This is a genomic window from Cryobacterium sp. M96, assembly GCF_002929845.1.
Taxonomy (GTDB): domain Bacteria; phylum Actinomycetota; class Actinomycetes; order Actinomycetales; family Microbacteriaceae; genus Cryobacterium; species Cryobacterium sandaracinum.
In genome coordinates, this window is the sequence record NZ_PJJS01000039.1 from 38,654 (window position 1) to 61,401 (window position 22,748).

Here is a 22,748-nt window from a genome sequence, read left to right on the forward strand (position 1 = left end):
TTCGGGGTGCTGGCGGTTCGGGGTGCTGGCGGAGTGCCGGCTAGAAACCGAGGCGGCCCAGCTGTTTCGGGTCGCGCTGCCACTCCTTGGCGACCTTGACCCGGAGCGAGAGGAAGACCCGCTTTCCCACCAGCGGTTCGATCTGTTTGCGGGCGCGCACACCAACATCCTTCAACCGGCTGCCGGATTTGCCGATGATGATGCCCTTCTGGCTGTCGCGCTCGACGAACAGGTTCGCGTAGATCTCGACCAGTTCCTGGTCGTCGCGTTCGATGATGTCGTCAATCGTCACGGCGATCGAGTGCGGCAGCTCGTCGGTGACGCCCTCGAGCGCCGCCTCCCGGATGTACTCCGAGATGCGAGACTCGAGGCTCTCGTCGGTGACCGCGTCGGCCGGGTAGAGCGGGGCATCCGACAAGGGCAGCAGGCGCAGCAGCTCTGCGCTGAGGATATCGAGCTGGATGCGGCTGGTCGCCGAGATCGGCACGATCGCCTCCCAGTCACGCAGCTGTGACACGGCGAGGAGCTGGTTGGCGACACTGGTTTTGGAGGACATGTCGATCTTGGTCACGATGGCCACCTTGCGGGCCCGCGGAAAGTTGTCCAGCTGCTCGTTGATGAACCGGTCGCCCGGGCCGATCGGCTCGTTGGCCGGAATGCAGAGGCCCACCACGTCCACGCCGGACAGCGTCGACTGCACGAGGCTGTTCAGTCGTTCGCCCAGCAGGGTGCGCGGCTTGTGGATACCCGGGGTGTCGACCAGAATCAGCTGACCGTTCTTCTGGTGCACGATGCCGCGGATGGCGCGCCGGGTGGTCTGCGGCTTCGACGACGTGATCGCGACCTTCTCCCCGACCAGCGCGTTCGTCAGCGTGGATTTGCCCACGTTGGGGCGTCCCACGAACGACACGAACCCCGCTCGGAATCCTTCTACTTCAGTCATGACCGTTCACTCTCTCATCGTCCGACACTCCGAGGAATGCGTTCTGCGCGTCTATCAGCGCTTGGTCTCGTTCAACCAGCACGGTGCTGATTCGTTTGCGGCGGCCTTCGGTGCGTTCGGCGGTGAGGACCAACCCGCTCGCCCTGGCGACCGAGCCCGCCACCGGCAAGCGCCCGAGGGCCTTGGCCAGCAGGCCACCCACCGAATCAACCTCGTCGTCGTCCAGTTCCAGGTCGAACAGTTCACCGAGCTCGTCGACCGGAAGCCGCGCGCTCACCCGGAAGCGACCGTCGCCGAGTACCTCGACCTCCACAACGTCGCGGTCGTACTCGTCGGAGATGTCTCCCACGAGTTCCTCGATCAGGTCTTCAAGGGTAACCAGTCCGGCGATGCCACCATACTCGTCGACCACCATCGCGAGGTGGTTTGACTCGAGCTGCATCTGGCGGAGCAGCGCGTCGGCTTTCTTCGACTCGGGCACGAAGACGGCCGGTCGCTCGAGCTCCCGCACCGTGAGGCTCTCCGCGTTCGGCGGCCGCTCGTAGACGAGCCGGGCCACATCGCGCAGGTACAGGATGCCCGTGACGTCATCCACTTCGCCGTCGATGACCGGCACCCGGGAGAAGCCCTTACTCAGGAACAGGCCCATCGCCGCGCCCATCGATGAGTCCGCTTCGATGGTGACCATGTCGGTGCGCGGAATCATCACCTCGCGCACGACGGTCTCGTTGAACTCGAAGATCGAGTGGATCAGTTCCCGGTCGTCCTCCTCGAGTACATCGAGCTCGGTGGCCTCGTCGACCATGCTGAGCAGCTGGTCCTCCGACGTGAACGTGGCCAGCCGGGTGCGCCCGGGGGTGACCCGGTTGCCGAGGGCGACAAGCGCGTTGGCGATGGGGCCGAGGAGCACCCGGAGGAAGTGCACCAGCGGGGCGGTCGCGGAGAGCAACTCCACGGGGTGGGCCCGGCCCACGCTGCGCGGGCTGGCGCCGACGAGCACGAAGGAGACCGCGGTCATCAGCAGGGAGGACAGTAGCAGTGCCAGCCACAGCTCCTCGATCGTGGTCGCGAAGACGAGGGTCACCAGCACGGCCGCCGTGGTCTCGGCGATGATCCGTACAAAATTGATCGTGTTCAGGTGCGCCCCGGTGTCGGCGGCGATCGCCGTCAGGGAGCGCTTGGCACGGGACTTCTCGGCCAGGTCAAGAATGTCGGCCCGGGATTGGCTCGTGACGGCGGAGTCCACCGCGGCCATCAGGCCGCCGAAGGCGACCAACAGGATGGCCGCCGTGAGAAACCACCCGATCATCGGTCGCGGAGGCGTTCCTGCAGGGCGAAGCCGATCAGGATGTCTCGCTGGATGCCGAACATTTCCTTCTCCTCGGCGGGTTCCACGTGGTCGAATCCGAGCAGGTGCAGCACGCCGTGCGTGGTGAGCAGCAGGAGTTCCTCGAGGGCGCTGTGCCCGGCTGTCTCGGCCTGGCCCTGGGCCACCTGCGGGCAGAGCACGATATCGCCGAGCAGCCCCGGCGGGGTCTCGGCGTCTTCGGTGCCCGGGCGCAATTCGTCCATCGGGAAGCTGAGCACGTCGGTGGGGCCCGGCTCATCCATCCATTGCACGTGCAGCTGCTCCATCGCACCCTCGTCGACGAGGACGATCGCCAGTTCGGCGTCAGAGTGCACGTGCATGGAGTCCAGAGCGTAGGCGGCCAGACGCAGGATGGCGGCCTCATCGACCGGGATAGTCGATTCGTTGTTGATTTCGATGCTCAAGAGGATCTCCGTTTCGGAAGGCGGTCGCGGGGAGTGTTGGGGCGGCCGGGTCCGCGACCTGCGAATTCCCGCGCCTGATCGCTTTCGTAGCGCTCGGCCTGCTTCTGCGCGTCGTATGCGGTCCAGGCGTCGACGATCCGGCCGACCAGGGAGTGCCGCACGACGTCGGCACTGCTCAGACGCACGAAACGGATGTCGTCGACCCCGTCGAGCACCCGGCTCACCAAGCGCAGCCCGCTCGAGCCCGCCGGAAGGTCAATCTGAGTGATGTCCCCGGTCACGACCATTTTCGAGCCGAACCCCAACCGGGTGAGGAACATCTTCATCTGTTCGGCAGTGGTGTTCTGCGCCTCATCGAGCACGACAAAGGAGGAGTTGAGCGTGCGGCCGCGCATATAGGCGAGCGGGGCCACCTCGATGGTTCCGGCTGCGAGCAGTTTGGGCACGAGTTCCGGGTCCATCATCTCGTTCAGGGCGTCGTACAGGGGGCGCAGGTACGGGTCGATCTTCTCGGTGAGGCTGCCCGGCAGGAAGCCGAGTCGTTCCCCGGCCTCGACGGCCGGGCGGGTGAGGATGATCCGTTCGACCTCCTTGCGCTGCAGCGCCTGCACGGCCTTGGCCATTGCCAGGTAGGTCTTGCCGGTTCCGGCCGGCCCGATCCCGAACACGATGGTGTCGGTGTCGATGGCGTCCACGTATTCCTTCTGCCCGATGGTCTTGGGGCGGATGCTCTTGCCGCGGGAGCTGAGGATGGCCGGGCCCAGACGTTCGGAAGGGCTCGTGGAGCTGTCCGTGTCGAGCATCCGTGAGGAGGTGCTCACCTCGGACTCGGCGAGGTCACGCCCGCCGCGCACCATGAGCAGGAGCTCCTCGATCAGGCGACGCGCCGCCTCGACGTGCTCGGTCTCACCGATCAGGGTGACCTCGTTGCCGCGCACGTGCACGCTGACGCCGGGGTGTTCCTTCTCGACGGCGGCGAGCAGACGGTCGTCGGCGCCGAGCAGGCGCACCATGGCAATGCCGTCGACCGTGATGTGCACCTCGGCCTGGCCCGGCCCGGGCTCACCGGAAACCAAGCGTTCCCTCCCCGAGGGTTCCGCCGGCGGCCTGCGGAGCGAGCAGGTGAGCGTGGACGTGGAAAACGGTCTGCCCGACGCTGGCGCCGGTATTGAACACGAGCCGAAACTGGCCGTTGGACAGCCGGGCCGCCACAGCATCCGCCACCTCGATGAGTTCGGTCAGCAGCCCGGGGTCGCCGGCCGCGAGCTCGACCACGTTGCTGTACTCGGATGTTTTCGGCGTGATGACGACATGCACGGGCGCCTGCGGGGCGATATCGGTGAAGGCGATGATCCGTTCGGTTTCGGCGACGATGGTCGCCGGGACCTCGCGCGCGGCGATGCGAGTGAAGATGGACGGTTCTTGGCCGGTGGAAGACATGTCTCTATCTTAAGCTCACGCGCTACCAGCGGCCGAGCGTCACGTTCAGGATGGAGAGGGCGGCCGGGCCGGCGGTGGAGGTGCGCAGCACATTGTCGCCCAGGCGCACCCGGGTGGCGCCTGCCTGCTCGAGCAGGGTCAGCTCGGCCGGGGAGATGCCGCCCTCGGGTCCGACGACGAGCAGGATATCCCGGTCGTCGGTCGGCGCCGCCTGCGAGGTCAGCCGTTCGCTCGCGGTGGGCTCCAGCAGCAGCATCCGGGTAGTGCCGGCCAGCTCGGCCAGCATTTTGGTGCTCGCCGGTTCCCCGACCGTGGGCAGCCACGCGCGAATCGACTGTTTCGAGGCCTCGCGCACGATGCTGGACCAGCGATCCCGGCCCTTCTTGATTTTGGCTCCCTCCCAGCGCGTCACGGAGCGGGATGCGGCCCACGGGATCACCCCGTCGATGCCGAGCTCCGTGGCCGCCTGCACAGCCAATTCGTCCCGGTCTCCCTTGGCGAGAGCCTGGACCAGACGGATGCGCGGCGTCAGCAGCGCGGTCACGGTCACCGTCTCAACGCGCAGGGTCAGCAGCCTCGCATCTGCGTCAACGACGGTGGCGGCGAGCATGAGCCCGGCCCCGTTCCCGATCTGCAGGCGCTCGCCCGGGCGCACCCGGCTGACGGTGACCGCGTGCCGGGCCTCGGCGCCGCCGATGCCGATGACCGCCCCCGGCACGCAATCGGCGGCGTGGAGCGCCTCATCGATGAAGAAGTGTGCCATCGACGCCTAGCCGCGAAACCGATCGCGCAGCTTGGCGAAAAGTCCCTGCTGAAAGGCGCTGAGGGCAGGAACCGGCGCCTTGTGGCGGGCCGCAAAGGCCTCGATCAGCTCCCGCTCCTTGTGGTCGAGACGGGTCGGCGTGACCACGTGCACGCCGACCTTCAGGTCGCCGCGTCCGTTCCCGCGCAGACGGGTTACGCCGCGGTCCTTGACCGTGATGATCTCGGCGCTCTGCGTGCCCGGCCTGAGCTCGACCTCGATGTCGCCGTCGAGCGCCTTGACGGTCGCGGATCTGCCGAGGATGGCATCCGTCATCGGCACCTCGAGGGTGCAGAGCAGGTCGTCGCCGTCACGGCTGAACACGTCGTGGTGGCGCACCTTCATCTCAAGGTAGAGGTCGCCGTTGGGACCGCCGGCCGGACCAGCCTCGCCGCTGCCGGGCATCTGCAGGCGCAGGCCCGTGTCGACCCCCGCCGGGATGTCGACGGGGACCGTGCGACGCGCTCGCACGCGGCCCTGGCCCTGGCAGGTGACGCAGGGAGTGGCGATGATCGTGCCGTAGCCGCGGCAGGAACCGCAGGGGCTGCTCGTCATGACATTGCCGAGCAGCGACCGCACGGCGCGCTGGATGGTGCCGGTGCCGTGGCAGATGTCGCAGGTGACGGGCGCGGTGCCCGGCTGGCAGCACGTGCCGCTGCAGGTCGCGCACATGATGGCCGTGTCGACCTCGAGCTCCCGGTGCGTGCCGAAGATGATCTCATCGAGGTCGAGGTCGACCCGGATCAGGGCATCCTGGCCGCGCTCTCGGCGCGACCGAGGCCCGCGGCTGGATCCCCCGCCGCCGAAGAAGGTCTCGAAAATGTCGCCGAAGTTGCCGAAGTTGCCGTCGAAACCGGCGCCTCCGCCGCCGCCCGAGCGGCCGTTGCCGCCACGGTCGTAGTTGTCGCGTTGCTTGACGTCGCTGAGCACGTCGTAGGCGTGCGTGACGGATTTGAAGCGCTCGGATGCATCCGCGCCCGGGTTCACGTCGGGGTGCAGCTGCCGGGCCAGCCTGCGGTAGGCCTTCTTGATCTCGTCGGTCGAGGCGTCGCGGGCAACGCCGAGTACTTCGTAATGGTCAGCCAAAGCTGGCTCTCCTAGGTCTGTTCTGAAATGTGGTGTTCCGCCGGCTTCTGGGCCGAGGGGAACTGGTCAATTCTCGCCGAGAAGGCGTGAAAGGTAGCGGGCGACCGCACGGACGGCCGCCATGTTGTTCGAGTAGTCCATCCGAGTGGGGCCGAGTACGCCGAGGCGCGCCAGATTGCCGCCCTGCGAGGAGTAGCCGCTGGTGAGCACGGATGTCTCGGCCAGACCGAACGGGGCATTCTCCCGGCCGATACTGACGGACACGCCGTGCTGGTCAGAGGCCATCTCGCCGAACAGCCGCAGAAGCACGACCTGTTCCTCGATGGCCTCGAGCACCGGGAAAATGCTGCCGGTGAAGTCTTCCTCAGTGCGCACGAGGTTGGCGGCGCCGGCCATCACGAGCCGGTCCTGCCTGTTCGCGCCGACCTGGTCCCGCAGGGTGCCGGTGATCAGATCCACCGCCTCCTGCTGCTCGATCGGGCCGAGGCCGGAGCCGGCGGTGAGAGAGCTGCCGGTAAGGGTGCTGGCGGCCTCGCTCATGCCGAGCCCGACCAGGGCAGAATTCAACCGGGTGCGCAGTTCGATCAGAACGGGTTCAGCCAGGGGCCGGGGCAGGTCGACGACGCGTTGCTCGACCCGTCCGGCATCCGTGATCAGAACCGACAGGAGGCGAGTCTCGGACAGGGGCACCAGTTCGATGTGGCGCACCTTCGCGCGGGACAGCGACGGATACTGCACCAGGGCGACCTGATGGGTGAGCTGCGAGAGCAGCCGCACGCTGCGGGCCAGCACCTCGTCAAGGTCGGCCGACTGACCGAGGAACGTCTCGATGGCTTGGCGCTGCGCCGCCGAGAGCGGGCGCAGATCGGCGAGATGGTCGACGAACAGGCGGTAGCCCTTATCGGTGGGGATGCGGCCCGACGAGGTGTGCGGAGCCGCGATCAACTCTTCCTCTTCGAGCAAGGCCATGTCGTTGCGGATCGTGGCCGCCGAGACCCCGAAGGAATGCCGGTCGACGATAGATTTGGAACCGACGGGTTCGCGGGAGGCTACATAGTCCTGAACGATCACACGCAGGACTTCGAGACTGCGATCGGACACCATAGCGCTCGCCTCCTCCCAGCGTCGCGAGTGCAGCATCGATTGGCACTCGCGGTATGTGACTGCCAATCATACCGCGACCGGCTGGGCTTACCCATTGCTCCCCAATGTTGGGGCGCAGTAACTTAGGCATGTAGCACCTCTTCCCCGGTGCACTGAAAGGCATGATCATGAGTAATTTCACTGGTCCCGGACCCGATGATCCGTACCAGGGCCAACGGCCGCCGCAACCGCCCTACCAGCCTGCCGCCCCGGGACCGTCGGCACCCCTGACGGAGGCGGATGACCGCCAATGGGCGTCCCTCGCACATCTGGGCGGGATCCTCATGTTCGTGCCGTCCCTGGTGCTGTGGCTGCTCTTCAAGGACCGCGGACCTCTGACCAACGTCGAGGCGAAGGAAGCGCTCAACTTTCAGATCACGCTTCTGATCGGCTACTTCGCGATCAACTTTATTGCGACGGTCATCGGCTTTCTCACATTCGGCATCGGCGGCGTCATCGGCGGTCTCGCCGGGGTGCTGTACATCCTCGGTGTTGTCTTCTCGGTGCTCGGCTACCTCCAGGCGAAGGACGGCAACCACTACCGGTACCCGTTCGCCCTGCGCCTGATCAAGTAGCCCGGCGCACTCGGTTTTTCTTCAGAAGGAGCACCAATGACCAATTCCACCCCACCACCGCCGCCCAACCCGAACCAGGCTCCCACCCCGATGAACCCGGCCGACGAGAAACTGTGGGCCACCCTCGTGCACGTCGGCGGCATTCTGTTCTATTTCGTGCCGGCCCTGATCGGCTACATCGTGCTCAAGGACCGCGGCCCGTTCATCCGGGCACACACCGCGACCGCACTGAACTTCCAGCTCACGCTCCTGATCGCCTACGCGGTCGGCGGCGTCCTGACGATCATCCTCGTCGGCTACCTCGTTCTCCTGGCTGCCTCCGTTCTGATGGTCGTGTTCGGCATCTTGGCCGCCTTGGCCGCAAACCGGGGCGAGTACTACACGTATCCGCTGTCGATCAAGTTCGTGAACTGAGTTCAGTCGGCGAGCAGGCGGCGCACGACGGCATCCGCCAGGAGGCGTCCTCTGAGGGTCAGTTCGATCGAGCCGAAGAGGGCTGCTTTCGCGTCGATGAGTTCGTCGGCGATGAGTCCCGCCACCTCGTGGCGCCTGAGCGGGCTGAGCGAGTCGATGGGGATACCCTCGCGGATTCGGGTGAGCAAGAGCACCCGCTCCACCTCCTGAGTGGCCGCATCGAGGGTCTCCCGCCCGGCGGCCGGTGAGTCGCCGGCGCGAATCCGATCGCCGTAGGCCGACGGATGCTTGACGTTCCACCAGCGCACCCCACCGATGTGGCTGTGGGCTCCGGGCCCCACACCCCACCAGTCCTGGCTGCGCCAGTAGGCGAGGTTGTGGCGCGAGCGGTGCGCGTCATCCGTCGCCCAGTTGCTGACCTCATACCAGCCGTAGCCTGCCGAGGACAGTAGGTCGTCGGCCAGCTCATAGAACTCGGCCTGAACGTCGTCATCGACAGGGGCCAGTTCGCCGCGCTTGATCTGGCGGGCCAGCTTGGTGCCCTCCTCGACGATAAGCGAGTAGGCGCTGACGTGGGTGGGAGCCTGCCGGATGGCGTGCTCGAGGCTGGTGCGCCAATCGACGAGGGTCTCCCCCGGTGTGCCGTAGATCAGGTCGAGGGACACGTCGAGGCCGGCCTCGCGCGCCCACTGCACCACAAGCGGCACCCGCTCGGGGTCGTGGGTGCGCTCGAGGGTGGCCAGCACGCTCGGTACCGCGGACTGCATGCCGAAGGATACCCGGGTGAAGCCGGACTCGGCGAGGCGGCCGAGGTAGGCGGCGTCGACGGAGTCGGGGTTCGCCTCGGTGGTCACCTCGGCGCCGGGTGCGATCCCCCAGGTGGAGCGCACGGCCTCCAGCATCCGCACCAGGTCGTCGGCCGGGAGCAGGGTGGGGGTGCCGCCGCCGAAGAAGACGGTCGCCGCCTGGCGGGCCGGCACGCCCGACTGAGTCAGGATCCGGCCGGCCGACTGGACCTCGGTGATCGCCTGGCCGGCATAGTCATGCTGGTTTGCGCCGCGCAACTCGGTGGCGGTATAGGTGTTGAAGTCGCAGTAGCCGCAGCGGACCCGGCAGAACGGCACGTGCAGGTAGACGCCGAAATCGCGCTGGGCTGCTCCCACGGCGGCCGAGGCCGGCAGCAGTCCGTCGCTGGGTGCGGAGTCGCCGAGGGGAAGGGCACTGCCCATGCGGTTAGACCGCGCCGATCGGATGCAGCGCGCGTAGGTACCGAGCGGTGATTTTGGCCTGTTGCCGCCGCACGAACGGCCAGCCCAGCCGGTAGAACCAGTTGCCGGGGCGGGAGAAGGCGCGGATGGTCAGCCAGACCGAGTCGTCCTCGCGTCTGTCGACGATGAACGATTCCTCGCCGCTGGCCGGGTGCCCGGCCATGGTGCCGTATGCGAAGCCGAGGCGGTCGGGTTCATCGATCACGTAGACCACGCGCACGGGGGCGTCGATGGTGAAGGGGCCTAACTTGCTCGTGAGGTGCGCGGACATGCCGTTGACGATGTAGGGCGTGCCGTCCTCGGCGAAGACGGCCTCGTCCGGCTCGGGCTTCTGGTCGCGGGCGGCCTGGCCGTCGGCGTCGAAGACGAGTCCCGTGTACTGCTGGCCGGTGCCGTCCAGCAGGTCGGTGACGGTCATTCCGCTCCCCCGCTGCACGCCCCAGGTCATCAGCGACTTCGAGGCCAGCTGGAAGCGCTCCTCACCGCTGCCAAGGCGCACGGTGCGCTCGAGGGGCCGGTAGCCCTTGGGTGGGAACCGGAGCAAGTCCGGGGCGAGGGTGCCGCCGATGGACGCGTAGGTGACGGCGGTATCGGTGAAGGTGGCGCGGCGCATCCGTCTACTTCTTCTTCGGGGGCTCGTCACCGGACAGGGCGGCGATGAACGCCTCCTGGGGAACCTCGACCCGGCCGACCATCTTCATGCGCTTCTTGCCCTCCTTCTGCTTCTCCAGCAGCTTGCGCTTGCGGGAGATGTCGCCGCCGTAGCACTTGGCGAGAACATCCTTGCGGATGGCACTGATGGACTCGCGGGCGATGATGCGGGCGCCGATCGCGGCCTGGATGGGCACGTCGAACTGCTGGCGCGGGATGAGCTTGCGCAGCCTTCCCGTCATCAGCACGCCGTAGTCGTAGGCCTTGTCGCGGTGCACAATCGCGCTGAACGCGTCGACCTGTTCGCCCTGCAGCAGGATGTCGACCTTGACCAGGTCGGCCTCCTGAGAGCCGATGGGTTCGTAGTCGAGCGAGCCGTAGCCGGCGGTGCGGCTCTTGAGATTGTCGAAGAAGTCGAACACGATCTCACCGAGCGGCATCGTGTAGCGGATCTCGACCCGGTCCTCGCCGAGGTAGTCCATGCCGAGCAGGGTGCCGCGGCGGCTCTGGCAGAGCTCCATGATCACGCCGACGTAGTCCTTGGGTGCGAGGATGGCCGCCTTCACGATCGGCTCCTCGACCTTGGCGATCTTCCCGTTCGGGAACTCGCTCGGGTTGGTGACCGTGACAGACTTCTTGTCGTCGGTGGTGACCTCGTAGATCACACTGGGCGCCGTGGTGATCAGGTCGAGGCCGAACTCCCGGTCGAGCCGCTCGGTGATGATTTCCAGGTGCAGCAGCCCGAGGAAACCACAGCGGAAACCGAAACCGAGGGCGACGGATGTCTCGGGCTCGTACACGAGGGACGCGTCGGAGAGTTTGAGCTTGTCGAGGGCCTCCCGGAGGGCCGGGTAGTCGCTGCCGTCGATCGGGTAGAGGCCCGAGAAGACCATGGGCTTCGGCTCGGTGTAGCCCGGAAGGGCGACGGTGGCGGGGCGGAGCGCGGTGGTCACCGTGTCGCCGACCTTCGACTGGCGCACATCCTTCACGCCCGTGATCAGGTAGCCGACCTCGCCGACGCCGAGGCCCTTGCTGGTGGTGGGCTCGGGCGAGGTGACGCCGATCTCGAGGATCTCGTGCGTGGCACGGGTCGACATCATCTGGATCTTCTCGCGCGGGCCCAGCTTGCCGTCGATCATGCGCACATAGGTGACGACGCCACGGTAGCTGTCGTAGACCGAGTCGAAGATCATCGCGCGGGCCGGGGCGGCCGGGTCGCCGACCGGGGCCGGGATGAGGCGGGTGGCGCGGTCGAGGAGTTCGGCGACACCGACACCGGTCTTGCCGGAAACCCGGAGCACGTCGTCGGGACTGCCACCGATCAGGCTGGCGAGCTCCTTCGCGTATTTGTCGGGGTCGGCAGCCGGCAGGTCGATCTTGTTCAGCACCGGGATGATGGTGAGGTCGTTCTCCAGCGCCAGGTAGAGGTTGGCGAGGGTCTGCGCCTCGATCCCCTGGGCGGCGTCGACGAGGAGGATTGCTCCCTCGCACGCGGCCAGGCTGCGAGACACCTCGTAGGTGAAGTCCACGTGGCCGGGGGTGTCGATCATGTTCAGGGCGTAGGTCTGCCCGTCGAGTTCCCACGGCATACGAACGGCCTGGCTTTTGATGGTGATGCCGCGCTCGCGCTCGATGTCCATCCGGTCAAGGTATTGGGCGCGCATCGAACGGTCATCGACGACGCCGGTGATCTGCAGCATCCGGTCGGCCAACGTGGACTTGCCGTGGTCGATGTGGGCGATGATGCAGAAATTGCGGATGAACTCGGGCGGGGTGGCGGCCGGTTCAAGCGCCGTGAGGGGTCTCGGTGACATGGTCTTGCAATTCTCCCATAGGTGGCTGGGTCCCGGTTTCGCCGTTGCCGCGCATCGTTCCAGGCTTGCGCGCGGGAACGGCCGCGCCCGGCGGCTCGCAGCGAACCACTGCCGTGAACCACTGCCGTGAACCACTGCCGTGGCTCTTCGGCGGGTAGTGTGGCCAATTCAGGAGATCCGACCGGGCGAGGCCGGACATCCGCACCGGTTCCGCACTGGTCCGCGGTGGCCCGGCCACCCGTGCGACGGATGTCCTGAGTTGGCCACAGACGCAGCGCCCGGCCGAGCACTCACCCACGGAAGAGCCAGAAGTGATTGACGCGAACCGGGTGCTGTCACTGCTGATCTGGTGCGGCTACTCCCTGATGTCTATCATCGGTATCGTCGTCACCCTCTCGTGCGGCTGCTCACCAGGAGGAATGAATGACACCCGCCGTCCCGGTTCTTTTCGTGCACGGGATCCGCACGTCGGGCACCATGTGGCGACGACAGCTGTCCATGCTGGGCGAGGCCGGGCATCCGGCACTCGCGATCGATCTGCCGGGGCACGGCGCCCGCATGGACGAAACGTTCACCGTGGCGGGCGCCCTGGCCGCCATCGACGAGGGCGTCGCTGCTCTGGGCGGCCGGGTGCTGCTGGTCGGCCTCTCCCTCGGCGGCTACTACGCCATCGAGTACGCCGCGCGCCACCCGCAGAAGGTGGCCGGGCTGGTCGCCGCGGGAAGCTGCGCGCTCCCGGCCGGCTGGCTGCTGGACGCCTACCGGGGCCTGGCCCGGCTGATCCGCCGACTGCCCGACCAGGGACTGTGGCTCCACACCACACTCGTGCGGGTGCTCCTCCCATCGGCAGGGGCCGCCGACACGCTCGCCGGCGGTGTGCCGCTGACGGTGATGGATGCCGGGCTCGGCGCCACCGGCAGCCTCCGCCCGCTGGACAGCCTGGCTCGCTATCCCGGCCCGGTGTGGCTGGTCAACGGTTCTCTGGATCAGTTCCGGCTGCATGAGCGCCGCTTCCTCGCCGCCTGCCGGGACGGGCGCCTCGTGATCGTCCCCCGGGCGTCGCACCTCGTCAGCCTGGCCCAACCGGAACGCTTCGCCGCGGTGCTGAGCGGCATCCTCACGGAGGTTGCGATCGACTGGCCCGGGCCGATTGTCGACCTGAACGAATAACTGGTATCGTTGCCTGTTGGCTTGCGTGTTGGGTCCCACCCCACACGATAATTGCCGTACGGCGCCCTCTACCGCCAAGCGGCCCATCCGAAAAAGAATCTAACGAAAGCGTATAAACGTGGCAAACATCAAGTCGCAGATCAAGCGTATCGGCACCAACAAAAAGGCCCAGGAGCGCAACAAGTCGGTCAAGAGCGAGTTCAAGCGCGCTGTCCGCGCGACGCGCCTGGCGATCGCCTCGGGCGACAAGGACAAGGCTGTTGCCAGCCTCGCCGTTGCCTCGAAAAAGCTCGACAAGGCCGTCAGCAAGGGCGTCATCCACCAGAACCAGGCCGCGAACAAGAAGTCCGCGATCGCGAAGTCGGTCAACGCCCTCGTCTAGTCTGCGCCCGACCGGGATCAGGATCGTTCACCGGCCCTGACCGGCGTACACAACAGCCCCTGCCATCTCGGCGGGGGCTTTCGTGTATCCGGGCAGAGGCTCGAACCGTCGGGGACCGGTCACCTGAAATTCATCACGGCCGGGCCCGGTCAGGCGCAGCAGCATCGCCCTGACGGCGGTCCTGGCAGCCGTCGCCTATCTGCCGCTCGCCGCGCTGATCGTGTCGTGCGCGCCGAGTCCGCCCAGGCCCACACCTCTCAGTTCGGGCATCAGTCGGCGCGCACCACAGTGAGCGACCCCTCCCTGGCGCGGAGCTCACCGTCGAGGGTAAAGAGGCGCGCGAAAGCCGGGTCTGGTCAGCTCTCACCGCGGCGGGCGATCACACCGATGAGCCGCTCGAGAGCGAAGACGGGGTCGCGCTCGGCACCCTTCACTGCGGCATCCGTTTCGGCCAGCGCCACGACGCAGCGGGCGAGACCCTCGTCGGACCAGCTGCGCAGGTCACGTTGGGCCCGCTCGACCTGCCAGGGGGCGAGGCCGAACTGGGAGGCAAGCTGGGCCGAGCCGCCGCGCACCCCGCAGAGCTTCGCCATGGTGCGGATCTTCATGGCGAACGCGGCCACCACCGGGACCGGGTCGGCGCCGGAGGACAGGGCGTGGCGCAGGATGACGAGCGCCTCCCCCTGATGCCCGGCGATGGCGGCATCGGCTACCTTGAACGCGTTGGCCTCGACCCTACCGCCGTAGTAGCGGTCCACGGTCGTCTCGGTCACTTCGGTGCCGACATCGGCGATGAGCTGCTGGCAGGCCGCGGAGAGTTCGGCCAGATCGCCGGAGAACGCGGCGACCAGGGACCGCAGCGCGCTGGGAGTGACCCGCTTGCCGGCCGTCTTGAATTCCGCGGAGGCGAAGTCGTGCCGGTCGGAGTCTTTCTTCAGCTCGGTGCAGACGACCTCGATGGCGCCGCCGACGCCCGAACGGATGGTGTCGAGCAGCTTCTTGCCGCGCACGCCGCCGCCGTGCCGGAGCACGACGTAGGTGTCCTCGGCCGGGTTCTGCAGGTAGTCCAGGGCCTCCGCGAGGAACGTGTCGCTGCACTTCTCGACGGAGCTGACGCGGATCAGCCGCGGTTCGCCGAAGAGGGACGGGCTGGCCATGGTGAGCAGTTCGCCGGGCGCATAGCTGTCGGCCTGCACGTCGCTGATCTCCAGGCTGGGGTCTTCGAGTTTGAGGAAGTCCCGCAGCTGGCGGATCGCGCGTTCGGCCAGGAACACTTCGGTTCCGGAGACCAGGATGATCGGCGCCGGCCGCACCTGGTGCCAGGCCAGCTGCGGGATGGCGGCCGACTTCGGCACAGCGCGGGGCGCGGTCCGGCCGGATGAAGCTGTGCGTGCGGCCACTCGGGGTTCCTTCGATTGAGGCTGTGCGGAATCCATTAAGACTATCCGGGGTCGGTGTCCGGCACGGTCTCGTTCCGCACGGTCTCGCTCCAGACCGTCAGCGCACCACCACCTGGCCCCGGAGCGATCACCAGCAGTCCCTGCTGATCGGTGCGGAGGGGCAGTGTGCCCGCGGCCGCAAGAATGTCCAGGACCGTGTCGGTGGGATGGCCGTAGCCGTTCTCCCTGCCTACCGAAATCAGCCCCACCGTTGCCCGAAGATCGGCATAGAGCTCCGGGCTTTGGTCTGCCGACCCGTGGTGGGCGACCTTGACGACATCCACCTCGCCCGGGCTGGAGCTGCGCCTGAGCGCGTCCTGGGATTCCTCGCCGAGATCCCCGAGGAACAGGGAACGGATGCCGCGACCGTCGAATCCGATCGTCACGCTCCCCTCGTTTCCGGTCTGCATCACCGCTGAGCCCCGCACCGGCCAGAGGATCTCCCAGCGCAGCTCCCCGAGGGTGCCCGTGTCGCCGCGGGCAGCGCCCCGCAGTTCGGCACCGCCCGCGGCGAGGGCATCGTGCAGTCGCTCATCGTCGGCGTTCTCCGGGATGCCGACCAGCGCCGTGTCGACGCGGCCGATCACGGCGGCGACCCCGCCGATGTGGTCCAGGTCGTAGTGGGTCAGCACGAGGATGTCGATTCGGTCGATCCCCAGCGTGTCGAGGCAGTCGGCGAGCAGGGCCGGGTCGGGCCCCACGTCGACGAGCGCGTACCGGTCGCGGTCGCGCACGACGACCGCATCACCCTGCCCGATGTCGCAGGCCGCGATCTGCCAGTCCGCGGGGAAGGCCACGGCCCGGCCGACGCCTGCCCCGATCAGGCTGCCCGCGTAGCTTCCGGCGGCGAGAACCAGCACCGCGATCGCCGCGATCGGCCAGCGCGCCCGAACCTGCCCCCGGCCCCGCATCACCAGCGCCACCGCGGCCACCGTCAGTAGAACGGTCACGAGAACACCGAGCGGGCCGCCCAGCCAGGGTAGGCGGCTGCCGGGCAGCTCTGCGGATGTTCGGGCGATCGACGCGATCCAGGCGGCCGGCAGCCAGGCCAGGTAGAGCACTCCCCCGGCGACACCGGGCAGCCAGGGCAAGAGCAGGCACGCGATCAGACCGATGACGGTGGCGGCCGGGGCTGCCGGACCGGCCAGCAGATTCGCGGGCACCCCGTAGAGCGGGAGGGTGGGAGTGAGCAGAACGAGCACCGGCTGACAGGCCAACTGCGCGGCCAGCGGGATGGCGATCACGGCGGCGAGCCAGGTGGGCAGCCACCGATGCAGCATTCGGGTCAGCGGCCCGGCCAGCACGAGTAGGCCGGCCGTGGCCAGAACCGACAAAGCGAACCCGTAACTGCGGGCCAGCCATGGGTCGGCCGCCAGCAGTAGGATCACGACGAGTGCGAGCAACGGCACACCTCGGCCCGGCCGACCGGAGGCAATCCCGAGCAGCAGGATCGTCGCCATCAGAGCGGCACGCAGCACACTGGGTTCGGGCGTCACGAGCACCACGAACCCGAGCAGGGTGAGGAGCGAGATCGCGATCCGGATGCCGCGGCGCAGTCCCAGAAACCCGGTCAGCAGCATGACGCCCGCGATCACCACGGCGCAGTTCGCTCCAGACACGGCCGTGAGGTGGCTGAGCGAACTCGTCTTCATGGCCGCGTCGAGGTCTGCCTCAACCGAGCTCGTGTCACCAATGGCCAGGCCGGGCAGCAGGTCACCGCCGTCGCCGGGCAGATCGCCCGCGGCGGTCGTGAACAGGGTGCGCAGTTCCCCGGCCCAGCCGAGCCACCAGGGTGGTGTCACGAGGAGCTCGGGCGGACCACGCCCAAACACCAGGGCGGATGCCGCATCCCCGGCCGCCGTGAGCCGAAGGGTGGCGTCCAGCCGCACGACACTGCCGATCTGAAGCGCGGTCGTCTGTCCGCTCGCAGTCTCCGCGAACACGACCACCGGAACCGACAGACCCCGCCCAGCACCCTTCCGGGCGACCTCGCCCTGGTCGATCCCGGTCAGGGTGCCGCGGAAGCGCACCCGGGCGGACGCTCCGGAGTCAGAGCCAGCCGGGCCGAAGAGTGCGGGAGCACCGAACGACTGGGTCTGCACCGGGATTGACGCCACCGTGAGGAGCACGGTCACTGACTCCTGCCGGGCGGCGCTCTCCCGCACGGTTTCCGGCAGCCGCCCGGGCGCAGCGACCGTGACCGCGGATGCCATCAGCGCGGCCGCAGCGCAACAGACCAGGCCGACACCCCAGGCCGACACCCCCCGGGCGCGGAGCAGTCGACGCGCCACAACCAGACCCACGCCCAGTGCGGCGGCCCATAACGCGGCCTGAGCGCCGGGTGCCCACCCGGGGAAGGCGATGAGCAACCAGGCCGCCAGCCAGGCGGTCGCCGCGGGGAAAACCAAGCGCAGGTCGAGCCCGGTCATGCCGTGATCCGGGCGGCGAGCTACGATGTCGCGCGTAAAATCCATACCGGGAGGCTAGGTGCGCCCGCGGCTCCCCCCGGTGGCCACCGGAATCTGTGCCCGGTTGACGCGGGACCGGGGGTGTGGAGGCGTGCCCGGTGACCTCGCCACCGGTCCGCGGCGACGGAGCGGCTCGTGAAAAACGACACGCTTCAGCCCGCGAGCAGGCCGCCGACAGCGCCCATTGCCGCCAGTCGGTCAGTTTTCAAGCACCGGATACGCTCGCCGCACCGATGCGTCAGGACTTCAGGCACCCTCCGTTCACGGCCACTCTCACACGGTGATCAGGGCTTTGAGCCCCTCGAACGTCTTCTCACCGATACCGGTGACATTGCGCAGGTCCTCGACGGCCGCGAACGGCCCGTTGGCGTCGCGGAAGTCCAGAATGCGCTGGGCCATGGCCGGGCCGATGCGCGGCAGGGTGTCGAGGTCGGCCAGGCTGGCCGTGTTGAGGTTGACCAGGACCGCCGGGCCGCCGCCACCTGGGTCGGATGCGCCGCCGAGGGATGCACCGCTGCCCGGCGGCGGTCCCTCGGGGACTTCGCCGAGCTGGGGCAGGTAGAGCTGCTCGCCGTCGCTGACCTTGCGAGCGAGATTGGTGCCGGCCGGATCGGCGGTCTCGGTCAGCCCGCCGGCGGCGGCCACGGCATCCATCACCCGGGCGCCGGTGGAGAGTTCGAAGAGACCGGGACGCCGCACGGCGCCGAGCACATGAACGAAGATGAGGGCACCGGATGCCGAGGCTGCCCCCGAGGAACTCGGGTCCGGGCCGCTGTCGGCTCCACCGGAACCCGAACCCGCGGTCGGGTGCGCCGGGGACACCACCTGGTGCCCGGCCTGCTGACCGAGCGCGGACACGATTACCGCGGTGGCCAACGCCAATATCAACAGCACGACGGCTGCGCCCACCCCGATGCGCACGCGCGCAGGGGCGCGCCCCTGCGCGCTCGGGGCCAGGCGGTCGAGTGCCGCGATTACCGGGTCAGGCTCCATCCCCGCAGGCTAAGCCGACGGGTGCCGGTCCCCCAGCGGACGGCCGTACACTGTGGGCGGCGCCGCGAGGTGCCGCCCTGGGGAGGCGAGGCAGGCGGTGCTACTGGCCGCGGGTGACGATGCTGACGAGTTTCGGCGCGCGCACGATCACGTTCATGATCTCGCGGTCACCGATCCGGCGGATGACCTCGGCCGAGGTACGTGCGAGGCGTTCCAGCTCGTCGCCGGAGATCTTCGGGGACACCTCGATGCGGTCGCGCACCTTGCCGTCGACCTGCACGACGGCCGTGACCGACTCCTCCACGAGCAGGGTTCGGTCGGCCTTGCGCCACTGCACGAGGGCGACACACGGCTCATGGCCGAGGAGCTGCCACATATCCTCGGCCGCGTACGGAGCAAACAGGTTGAGCACCATGGCGGTGACCTCCGCGGCCTCGCGCACCGCGGCATCCGCGGGGCCGACGCCGGTGTCGATCACCTTGCGGGTGGCGTTGACGAGTTCCATCAGTCGGGCGACGACCACGTTGAACTTGAACGATTCGACCAGGCCGGGCGCATCGGCCAGGAAGCGGTGGGTGACCCGGCGGAGACCGGCGTCGCCGGACCTCCAATCGATGTCGGGCGTACTCGTGACGTCGCGGGCGACGCGCCAGGCGCGGGCCAGAAACTTGGCGGAGCCGACCGGCGAGACATCCGCCCAGTCGATATCGTCTTCCGGCGGTCCGGCGAAAGCCATGGTGAGCCGTACCGCGTCGACGCCGAACTGGTCGACCTCCTCGGTGAAGTAGACCAGGTTGCCCTTGCTCTTGGACATCTTGGCCCCGTCAAGGATGACCATTCCCTGGTTCAGCAGAGCCGTGAACGGCTCGGTGAAGCTGACATAGCCGAGGTCGAAAAGCACCTTGGTCATGAAGCGCGCGTAGAGCAGGTGCAGGATGGCGTGCTCGACGCCACCGACATACTGGTCGACGGGCGCCCACTTCTCGGCTTCCTTCGGGTCGAACGCCTTCGTGTCGTCGGTGGGGTTCAGGAAGCGCAGGAAGTACCAGGAGCTGTCGACGAAGGTGTCCATGGTGTCCGCGTCGCGGCGTGCGGGGGTGCCGTCGATCGGGTTGGGCACGTTGACCCAGTCGGCCGCGCCGCCCAGCGGCGACGTGCCCTTGGGCTTGAGGTCGAGGCCGTCGGTGGGCGGTAGCAACACGGGAAGCTGGTCTTCCGGCACGGGGATCTCGGCGCCGTCCTGGCCGTGGATGATCGGAATCGGCGTGCCCCAGTAGCGTTGACGGGAGATGAGCCAGTCACGCAGACGGTAGTTCTTGGCGGCGCGGCCGGTACCGTCGGCGGCCAACTGCTCGATCATGCGCTTGATCGCGGTGTTCTTGCTAAGGCCGTTGAGCGCGCCCGAGTTGATCAGGCGGCCTTCCCCGGTCAGTGCGATGCCAGTGCGAGCCGGGTCGAGGGAGGTGAGCTCCTCGGTGCCGTCGATCATGTCCTGCGTGATCACGGGGATCATGCCGGTGACCGCGGCGGTCGTGTCGACGACCACGACCACGGGCAGGTCGAAACGGCGGGCGAAGTCGAGGTCGCGCTGGTCGTGGGCCGGCACCGCCATCACGGCACCGTGGCCGTAGTCGGCGAGCACGTAGTCCGCGGCCCAGATCGGCAGGCGTTCGCCGTTGGCCGGGTTGACCGCGTAGCGCTCGAGAAACACGCCGGTCTTCTCTCGGTCGGTTGCCTGACGCTCGATCTCGGTGCTGTTCTGAACCTGTACCAGGTATTCCTGGAACCGTTCCTTGACGGTGGGCGAGGCATCCGCGACCAGCTCGACGGCGAGGTCCGCGTCGGGGGCGACGACCATGAAGGTCGCGCCGTAGAGGGTGTCGGGGCGGGTCGTGAAGACGCTGATGCGCTCCTCTCGGCCTTCGATCACGAAGTCCACGTCGGCGCCGATGGAGCGGCCGATCCAGTTGCGCTGCATGTTGAGCACCTTCGCTGGCCAGGTGCCCTCGAGCTGGTTCAGGTCGTCAAGCAGGCGGTCCGCATAGTCGGTGATCTTGAAGTACCACTGGGTGAGCTTCTTCTTGACCACCACGGCGCCGCTGCGCTCCGAGGTGCCGTCGGCGAGCACCTGCTCGTTGGCGAGGACGGTCTGGTCTACCGGGTCCCAGTTCACCCAGCTGTCCTTGCGGTAGGCGAGGCCCTTCTTGTACAGCTGCAGGAACAGCCACTGGTTCCACTTGTAGTATTCAGGGTCGCTGGTGTGCAGCTCGCGGGACCAGTCGAAGGATGCCGCGTAGAGCTTCATGCTTTTCTTCTGCTGCGCAATGTTGTCGTAGGTCCAGCCGCGCGGGTCGATGCCGCGCTTGATCGCGGCGTTCTCCGCGGGCAGCCCGAAGGAGTCCCAGCCGATGGGGTGTAGCACGTTGAAGCCCTGCTGACGCCAGTACCGGGCGACGATGTCGCCGAGCGCGTAGACCTCGGCGTGGCCCATGTGCAGGTCGCCGGAGGGATACGGGAACATGTCGAGCACGTACTTGCGCGGACGAACGTCGTCGGGATCGTTCGTGCGGAAGGGGTCGAGCTCTTCCCAGATCGGCTGCCACTTCGCCTGGATGGCGGCGAAATCGTAAACTTTTTCTTCGCTGTCCTGGCCGGTGCGGGTGTGGTCGTACTCGTGTGCCACGTGACTCTCTTCGTTGCAGTGGGGATTGCGCCAGCAGGCACAGGGCCGCGCGGAGGCGGCGTCCAAGCTCTTAGGTTACTAAACCTGGCCCTGGCCCGTGGCGGCTCCGGATCGAGGAACGCCGAGGACGGCCAGGAGCGCCGCCGCTTTCAGTCGGGTTTCCTCGATCTCCTCCAGCGGATCGGACAGCGCCGTGATGCCGCCGCCCGTGCCGATGGAGGCCCCGTCCGGACTGAGCACGATGCTGCGGATGACCATGGCCAGGTCGACCGCGCCGTTTCGCCCCAGATAGCCGAAGGCCCCGGCGTAGAGCCCGCGCGGTCCGCACTCGAGGGCGTCGAGGATGGTCATCGCACTGATCTTGGGTGCCCCGGTCATGGACCCGGCGGGGAAGCAGGACGCAACGGCATCCACGCCGGTCAGCCCCGCGGCCAGGCGCGCCTCGACCGTGCTGACCAGCTGGTGCACGTGCGCGTAACTCTCCACGGCGAGCAGGTTCGTGACCTGCACGCTGCCGAGCTCGGCGATCCGGCCGAGGTCGTTGCGCATCAGGTCGACGATCATCAGGTTCTCGGCGCGCTCTTTGTCGCTGCCCTCGAGCTCGTCGCGGAGCTCGCGGTCCCGGTCGGCCATCCGGGAGCGCGCCCGAGTGCCCTTGATCGGCTTCGTGGTGATCAGGCCGCCCGGGGTCACGGTCAGGAACTGTTCCGGGGAGGCGCTGAGCAGGGCGGTGTCCCCGAAACGCAGCAGCCCGCCGTGGTGGCTGGGGCTGCCGGCGCGCAACGCCAGGTAGGCGTCGACCGGATGCGGCCGCACGTCGACCAGGATCTCGTTGGTGAGGCAGAGCTGGTAGGCGTCACCGGCCCGGATGAACGCCTGGCATTCCTCGATCAGCTCGGTGTAGTGGTGCACGTCATGCCGCCACCGGGCTGCGCCGGCAGCGGCAACGGGGCCGGCAGCGGGGCCGACAGGCCACGTGACCGGCCGGGTCGCGGATGCTGCGGGCGGCGGCTCCGACGTGGCGAGAGCCTTGAGCACGGCATCGGCCCACACCTGCGGGGCATCCATCGCGTCGCCGGAAGCGCGGCGAGCGAGCGCCCTGACCGTGCGTGCCGCGTGATCGAACACCAGCACTTGGTGCACCTCGAGCAGGGCGGCATCCGGGTAGTGGGAGTCGTGCACGGGCGTGCCGAGGGTCTGGGCGCCGAGTTCGTAACCGAGCCAGCCCACCCAGCCCAGCCGAAAGCCGCCGGTATCGTCGGTGCCGGTATCCTCGGTGGCATCGTCGGGGAAGCCGGCCGGCTCCGCTCGCAGGAACTCGAAGATCGTCCCGGGTGAGAGGTGGCCCGGCACGGACGGATCGCCGGCGACCGAGACCGTCACGGTCCCCTCCGGCACCGAGGCGGTGACGAACCGGGACTCGGGCGACGCAGACCCAAGATAGCTGAGGCCGGTTTCGGCGCCGTTGCCGGCATCCAACCAGAACGCGTACGGGCTGTTGCGGTAGAGGGTGTCGAAGACGCGGGCCGGATCCCACCACTCGGGCAGGAGGATGCTCTGAGTCGGCCCGGTCACACTCCCAGCCTAGGTGCCCTGATTCTCCCCGGAGTGCAGCGATCTGCCGCCCCGGCCGCACGCTTGCCGAACTCGGTGCCGTGTCTCGAACGAATTCGACGGAGATTCTCCGGAAAACGGCTTTTCCCG

The 22,748-nt window shown here is 68.0% G+C and carries 20 protein-coding genes; 4 read left to right on the top strand and 16 right to left on the bottom strand.

From position 1 onward, the window contains the following. Positions 1–40: 40 nt before the first annotated feature. From era to hrcA, 8 genes are all read right to left on the bottom strand, one after another. The gene (gene era, locus CXY79_RS04705) at positions 41–943 is read right to left on the bottom strand and encodes a GTPase Era (protein ID WP_104099992.1); all 903 of its coding nucleotides are present in this window, start codon (positions 941–943) and stop codon (positions 41–43) included. Next, the gene (locus CXY79_RS04710) at positions 936–2,252 is read right to left on the bottom strand and encodes a hemolysin family protein (protein WP_104099993.1); all 1,317 of its coding nucleotides are present in this window, start codon (positions 2,250–2,252) and stop codon (positions 936–938) included. Before CXY79_RS04710 ends, era begins: the two co-directional genes overlap by 8 nt. Further along, a complete protein-coding gene (gene ybeY, locus CXY79_RS04715) occupies positions 2,249–2,716 on the bottom strand; it encodes an rRNA maturation RNase YbeY (RefSeq protein WP_104099994.1) in 468 nt (155 codons plus the stop codon). The genes CXY79_RS04710 and ybeY overlap by 4 nt, the downstream gene beginning before the upstream one ends. Continuing rightward, positions 2,713–3,729 carry a PhoH family protein gene (locus CXY79_RS04720; RefSeq protein WP_104100031.1) on the bottom strand — a complete coding sequence of 339 codons (1,017 nt, stop codon included), beginning with the start codon at positions 3,727–3,729 and terminating at the stop codon, positions 2,713–2,715. Before CXY79_RS04720 ends, ybeY begins: the two co-directional genes overlap by 4 nt. A 49-nt stretch (positions 3,730–3,778) precedes the next feature. After that, positions 3,779–4,156, bottom strand: coding sequence for an HIT domain-containing protein (locus tag CXY79_RS04725; RefSeq protein ID WP_104099995.1), 378 nt, complete (start codon positions 4,154–4,156; stop codon positions 3,779–3,781). Between the two features lie 22 nt (positions 4,157–4,178). Next, positions 4,179–4,919, bottom strand: a complete 741-nt coding sequence (locus tag CXY79_RS04730) for a 16S rRNA (uracil(1498)-N(3))-methyltransferase (RefSeq protein ID WP_104099996.1) — start codon at positions 4,917–4,919, stop codon at positions 4,179–4,181. A gap of 6 nt (positions 4,920–4,925) precedes the next feature. After that, positions 4,926–6,044 (bottom strand): molecular chaperone DnaJ, encoded by a 1,119-nt coding sequence (gene dnaJ, locus CXY79_RS04735; protein WP_104099997.1) that lies wholly within the window; start codon positions 6,042–6,044, stop codon positions 4,926–4,928. 66 nt (positions 6,045–6,110) lie between these two features. Further along, entirely contained in the window at positions 6,111–7,148 is a 1,038-nt protein-coding gene (gene hrcA, locus CXY79_RS04740; protein ID WP_104099998.1) for a heat-inducible transcriptional repressor HrcA, read from the bottom strand. 167 nt (positions 7,149–7,315) lie between these two features. On the opposite strand from hrcA, the gene CXY79_RS04745 reads away from it, so the two are divergent. Both CXY79_RS04745 and CXY79_RS04750 read left to right on the top strand, forming a co-directional pair. Then, positions 7,316–7,762, top strand: a complete 447-nt coding sequence (locus CXY79_RS04745) for a DUF4870 domain-containing protein (RefSeq protein ID WP_104100032.1) — start codon at positions 7,316–7,318, stop codon at positions 7,760–7,762. Between the two features lie 36 nt (positions 7,763–7,798). Further along, positions 7,799–8,176, top strand: a complete 378-nt coding sequence (locus CXY79_RS04750) for a DUF4870 domain-containing protein (protein ID WP_233191249.1) — start codon at positions 7,799–7,801, stop codon at positions 8,174–8,176. Between the two features lie 2 nt (positions 8,177–8,178). Here the strand turns inward: CXY79_RS04750 and hemW are convergent, their stop codons facing one another. The 3 genes from hemW to lepA are packed head-to-tail and all read right to left on the bottom strand — an operon-like array spanning position 8,179 to position 11,909. Next, on the bottom strand, positions 8,179–9,405 hold the full coding sequence (hemW, locus tag CXY79_RS04755) for a radical SAM family heme chaperone HemW (RefSeq protein ID WP_104099999.1): 1,227 nt from the start codon (positions 9,403–9,405) through the stop codon (positions 8,179–8,181). A gap of 4 nt (positions 9,406–9,409) precedes the next feature. Further along, positions 9,410–10,057, bottom strand: a complete 648-nt coding sequence (locus CXY79_RS04760) for a DUF1990 family protein (RefSeq protein WP_104100000.1) — start codon at positions 10,055–10,057, stop codon at positions 9,410–9,412. Between the two features lie 4 nt (positions 10,058–10,061). Then, a complete protein-coding gene (gene lepA, locus CXY79_RS04765; RefSeq protein WP_104100001.1) occupies positions 10,062–11,909 on the bottom strand; it encodes a translation elongation factor 4 in 1,848 nt (615 codons plus the stop codon). A 423-nt stretch (positions 11,910–12,332) separates the two neighbouring features. Here lepA and CXY79_RS04770 point away from each other — a divergent pair, with 423 nt between their 5' ends. Together CXY79_RS04770 and rpsT are read left to right on the top strand one after the other, a co-directional pair. Continuing rightward, positions 12,333–13,079, top strand: coding sequence for an alpha/beta fold hydrolase (locus tag CXY79_RS04770; RefSeq protein ID WP_104100002.1), 747 nt, complete (start codon positions 12,333–12,335; stop codon positions 13,077–13,079). 118 nt (positions 13,080–13,197) lie between these two features. Next, complete coding sequence (gene rpsT / locus CXY79_RS04775) at positions 13,198–13,461, top strand: 30S ribosomal protein S20 (protein ID WP_104100003.1); 264 nt, start codon at positions 13,198–13,200, stop codon at positions 13,459–13,461. A 356-nt stretch (positions 13,462–13,817) separates the two neighbouring features. Here the strand turns inward: rpsT and holA are convergent, their stop codons facing one another. The 5 genes from holA to CXY79_RS04800 form a co-directional block, all read right to left on the bottom strand. Beyond that, positions 13,818–14,861, bottom strand: a complete 1,044-nt coding sequence (holA, locus tag CXY79_RS04780; protein ID WP_233191251.1) for a DNA polymerase III subunit delta — start codon at positions 14,859–14,861, stop codon at positions 13,818–13,820. Positions 14,862–14,902: 41 nt separating this feature from the next. Continuing rightward, positions 14,903–17,374, bottom strand: coding sequence for a ComEC/Rec2 family competence protein (locus CXY79_RS04785; RefSeq protein WP_104100005.1), 2,472 nt, complete (start codon positions 17,372–17,374; stop codon positions 14,903–14,905). A 267-nt stretch (positions 17,375–17,641) separates the two neighbouring features. Then, a complete protein-coding gene (locus tag CXY79_RS04790) occupies positions 17,642–18,361 on the bottom strand; it encodes a helix-hairpin-helix domain-containing protein (protein WP_104100006.1) in 720 nt (239 codons plus the stop codon). Between the two features lie 100 nt (positions 18,362–18,461). After that, entirely contained in the window at positions 18,462–21,044 is a 2,583-nt protein-coding gene (gene leuS, locus CXY79_RS04795; protein WP_104100007.1) for a leucine--tRNA ligase, read from the bottom strand. Between the two features lie 78 nt (positions 21,045–21,122). After that, positions 21,123–22,619, bottom strand: a complete 1,497-nt coding sequence (locus CXY79_RS04800; protein ID WP_104100008.1) for an anthranilate synthase component I family protein — start codon at positions 22,617–22,619, stop codon at positions 21,123–21,125. Positions 22,620–22,748: the final 129 nt, after the last annotated feature.

What these genes read in the sequence shown, in the direction of transcription:
- era (WP_104099992.1), bottom strand. Translation starts at nt 943, where the DNA reads ATGACTGAAGTAGAAGGATTCCGAGCGGGGTTCGTGTCGTTCGTGGGA.
- CXY79_RS04710 (WP_104099993.1), bottom strand. Translation starts at nt 2,252, where the DNA reads ATGATCGGGTGGTTTCTCACGGCGGCCATCCTGTTGGTCGCCTTCGGC.
- CXY79_RS04720 (WP_104100031.1), bottom strand. Translation starts at nt 3,729, where the DNA reads ATGGTGCGCCTGCTCGGCGCCGACGACCGTCTGCTCGCCGCCGTCGAG.
- CXY79_RS04725 (WP_104099995.1), bottom strand. Translation starts at nt 4,156, where the DNA reads ATGTCTTCCACCGGCCAAGAACCGTCCATCTTCACTCGCATCGCCGCG.
- CXY79_RS04730 (WP_104099996.1), bottom strand. Translation starts at nt 4,919, where the DNA reads ATGGCACACTTCTTCATCGATGAGGCGCTCCACGCCGCCGATTGCGTG.
- hrcA (WP_104099998.1), bottom strand. Translation starts at nt 7,148, where the DNA reads ATGGTGTCCGATCGCAGTCTCGAAGTCCTGCGTGTGATCGTTCAGGAC.
- CXY79_RS04745 (WP_104100032.1), top strand. Translation starts at nt 7,316, where the DNA reads ATGAGTAATTTCACTGGTCCCGGACCCGATGATCCGTACCAGGGCCAA.
- CXY79_RS04750 (WP_233191249.1), top strand. Translation starts at nt 7,799, where the DNA reads ATGACCAATTCCACCCCACCACCGCCGCCCAACCCGAACCAGGCTCCC.
- hemW (WP_104099999.1), bottom strand. Translation starts at nt 9,405, where the DNA reads ATGGGCAGTGCCCTTCCCCTCGGCGACTCCGCACCCAGCGACGGACTG.
- CXY79_RS04760 (WP_104100000.1), bottom strand. Translation starts at nt 10,057, where the DNA reads ATGCGCCGCGCCACCTTCACCGATACCGCCGTCACCTACGCGTCCATC.
- lepA (WP_104100001.1), bottom strand. Translation starts at nt 11,909, where the DNA reads ATGTCACCGAGACCCCTCACGGCGCTTGAACCGGCCGCCACCCCGCCC.
- CXY79_RS04770 (WP_104100002.1), top strand. Translation starts at nt 12,333, where the DNA reads ATGACACCCGCCGTCCCGGTTCTTTTCGTGCACGGGATCCGCACGTCG.
- CXY79_RS04785 (WP_104100005.1), bottom strand. Translation starts at nt 17,374, where the DNA reads ATGGATTTTACGCGCGACATCGTAGCTCGCCGCCCGGATCACGGCATG.
- CXY79_RS04790 (WP_104100006.1), bottom strand. Translation starts at nt 18,361, where the DNA reads ATGGAGCCTGACCCGGTAATCGCGGCACTCGACCGCCTGGCCCCGAGC.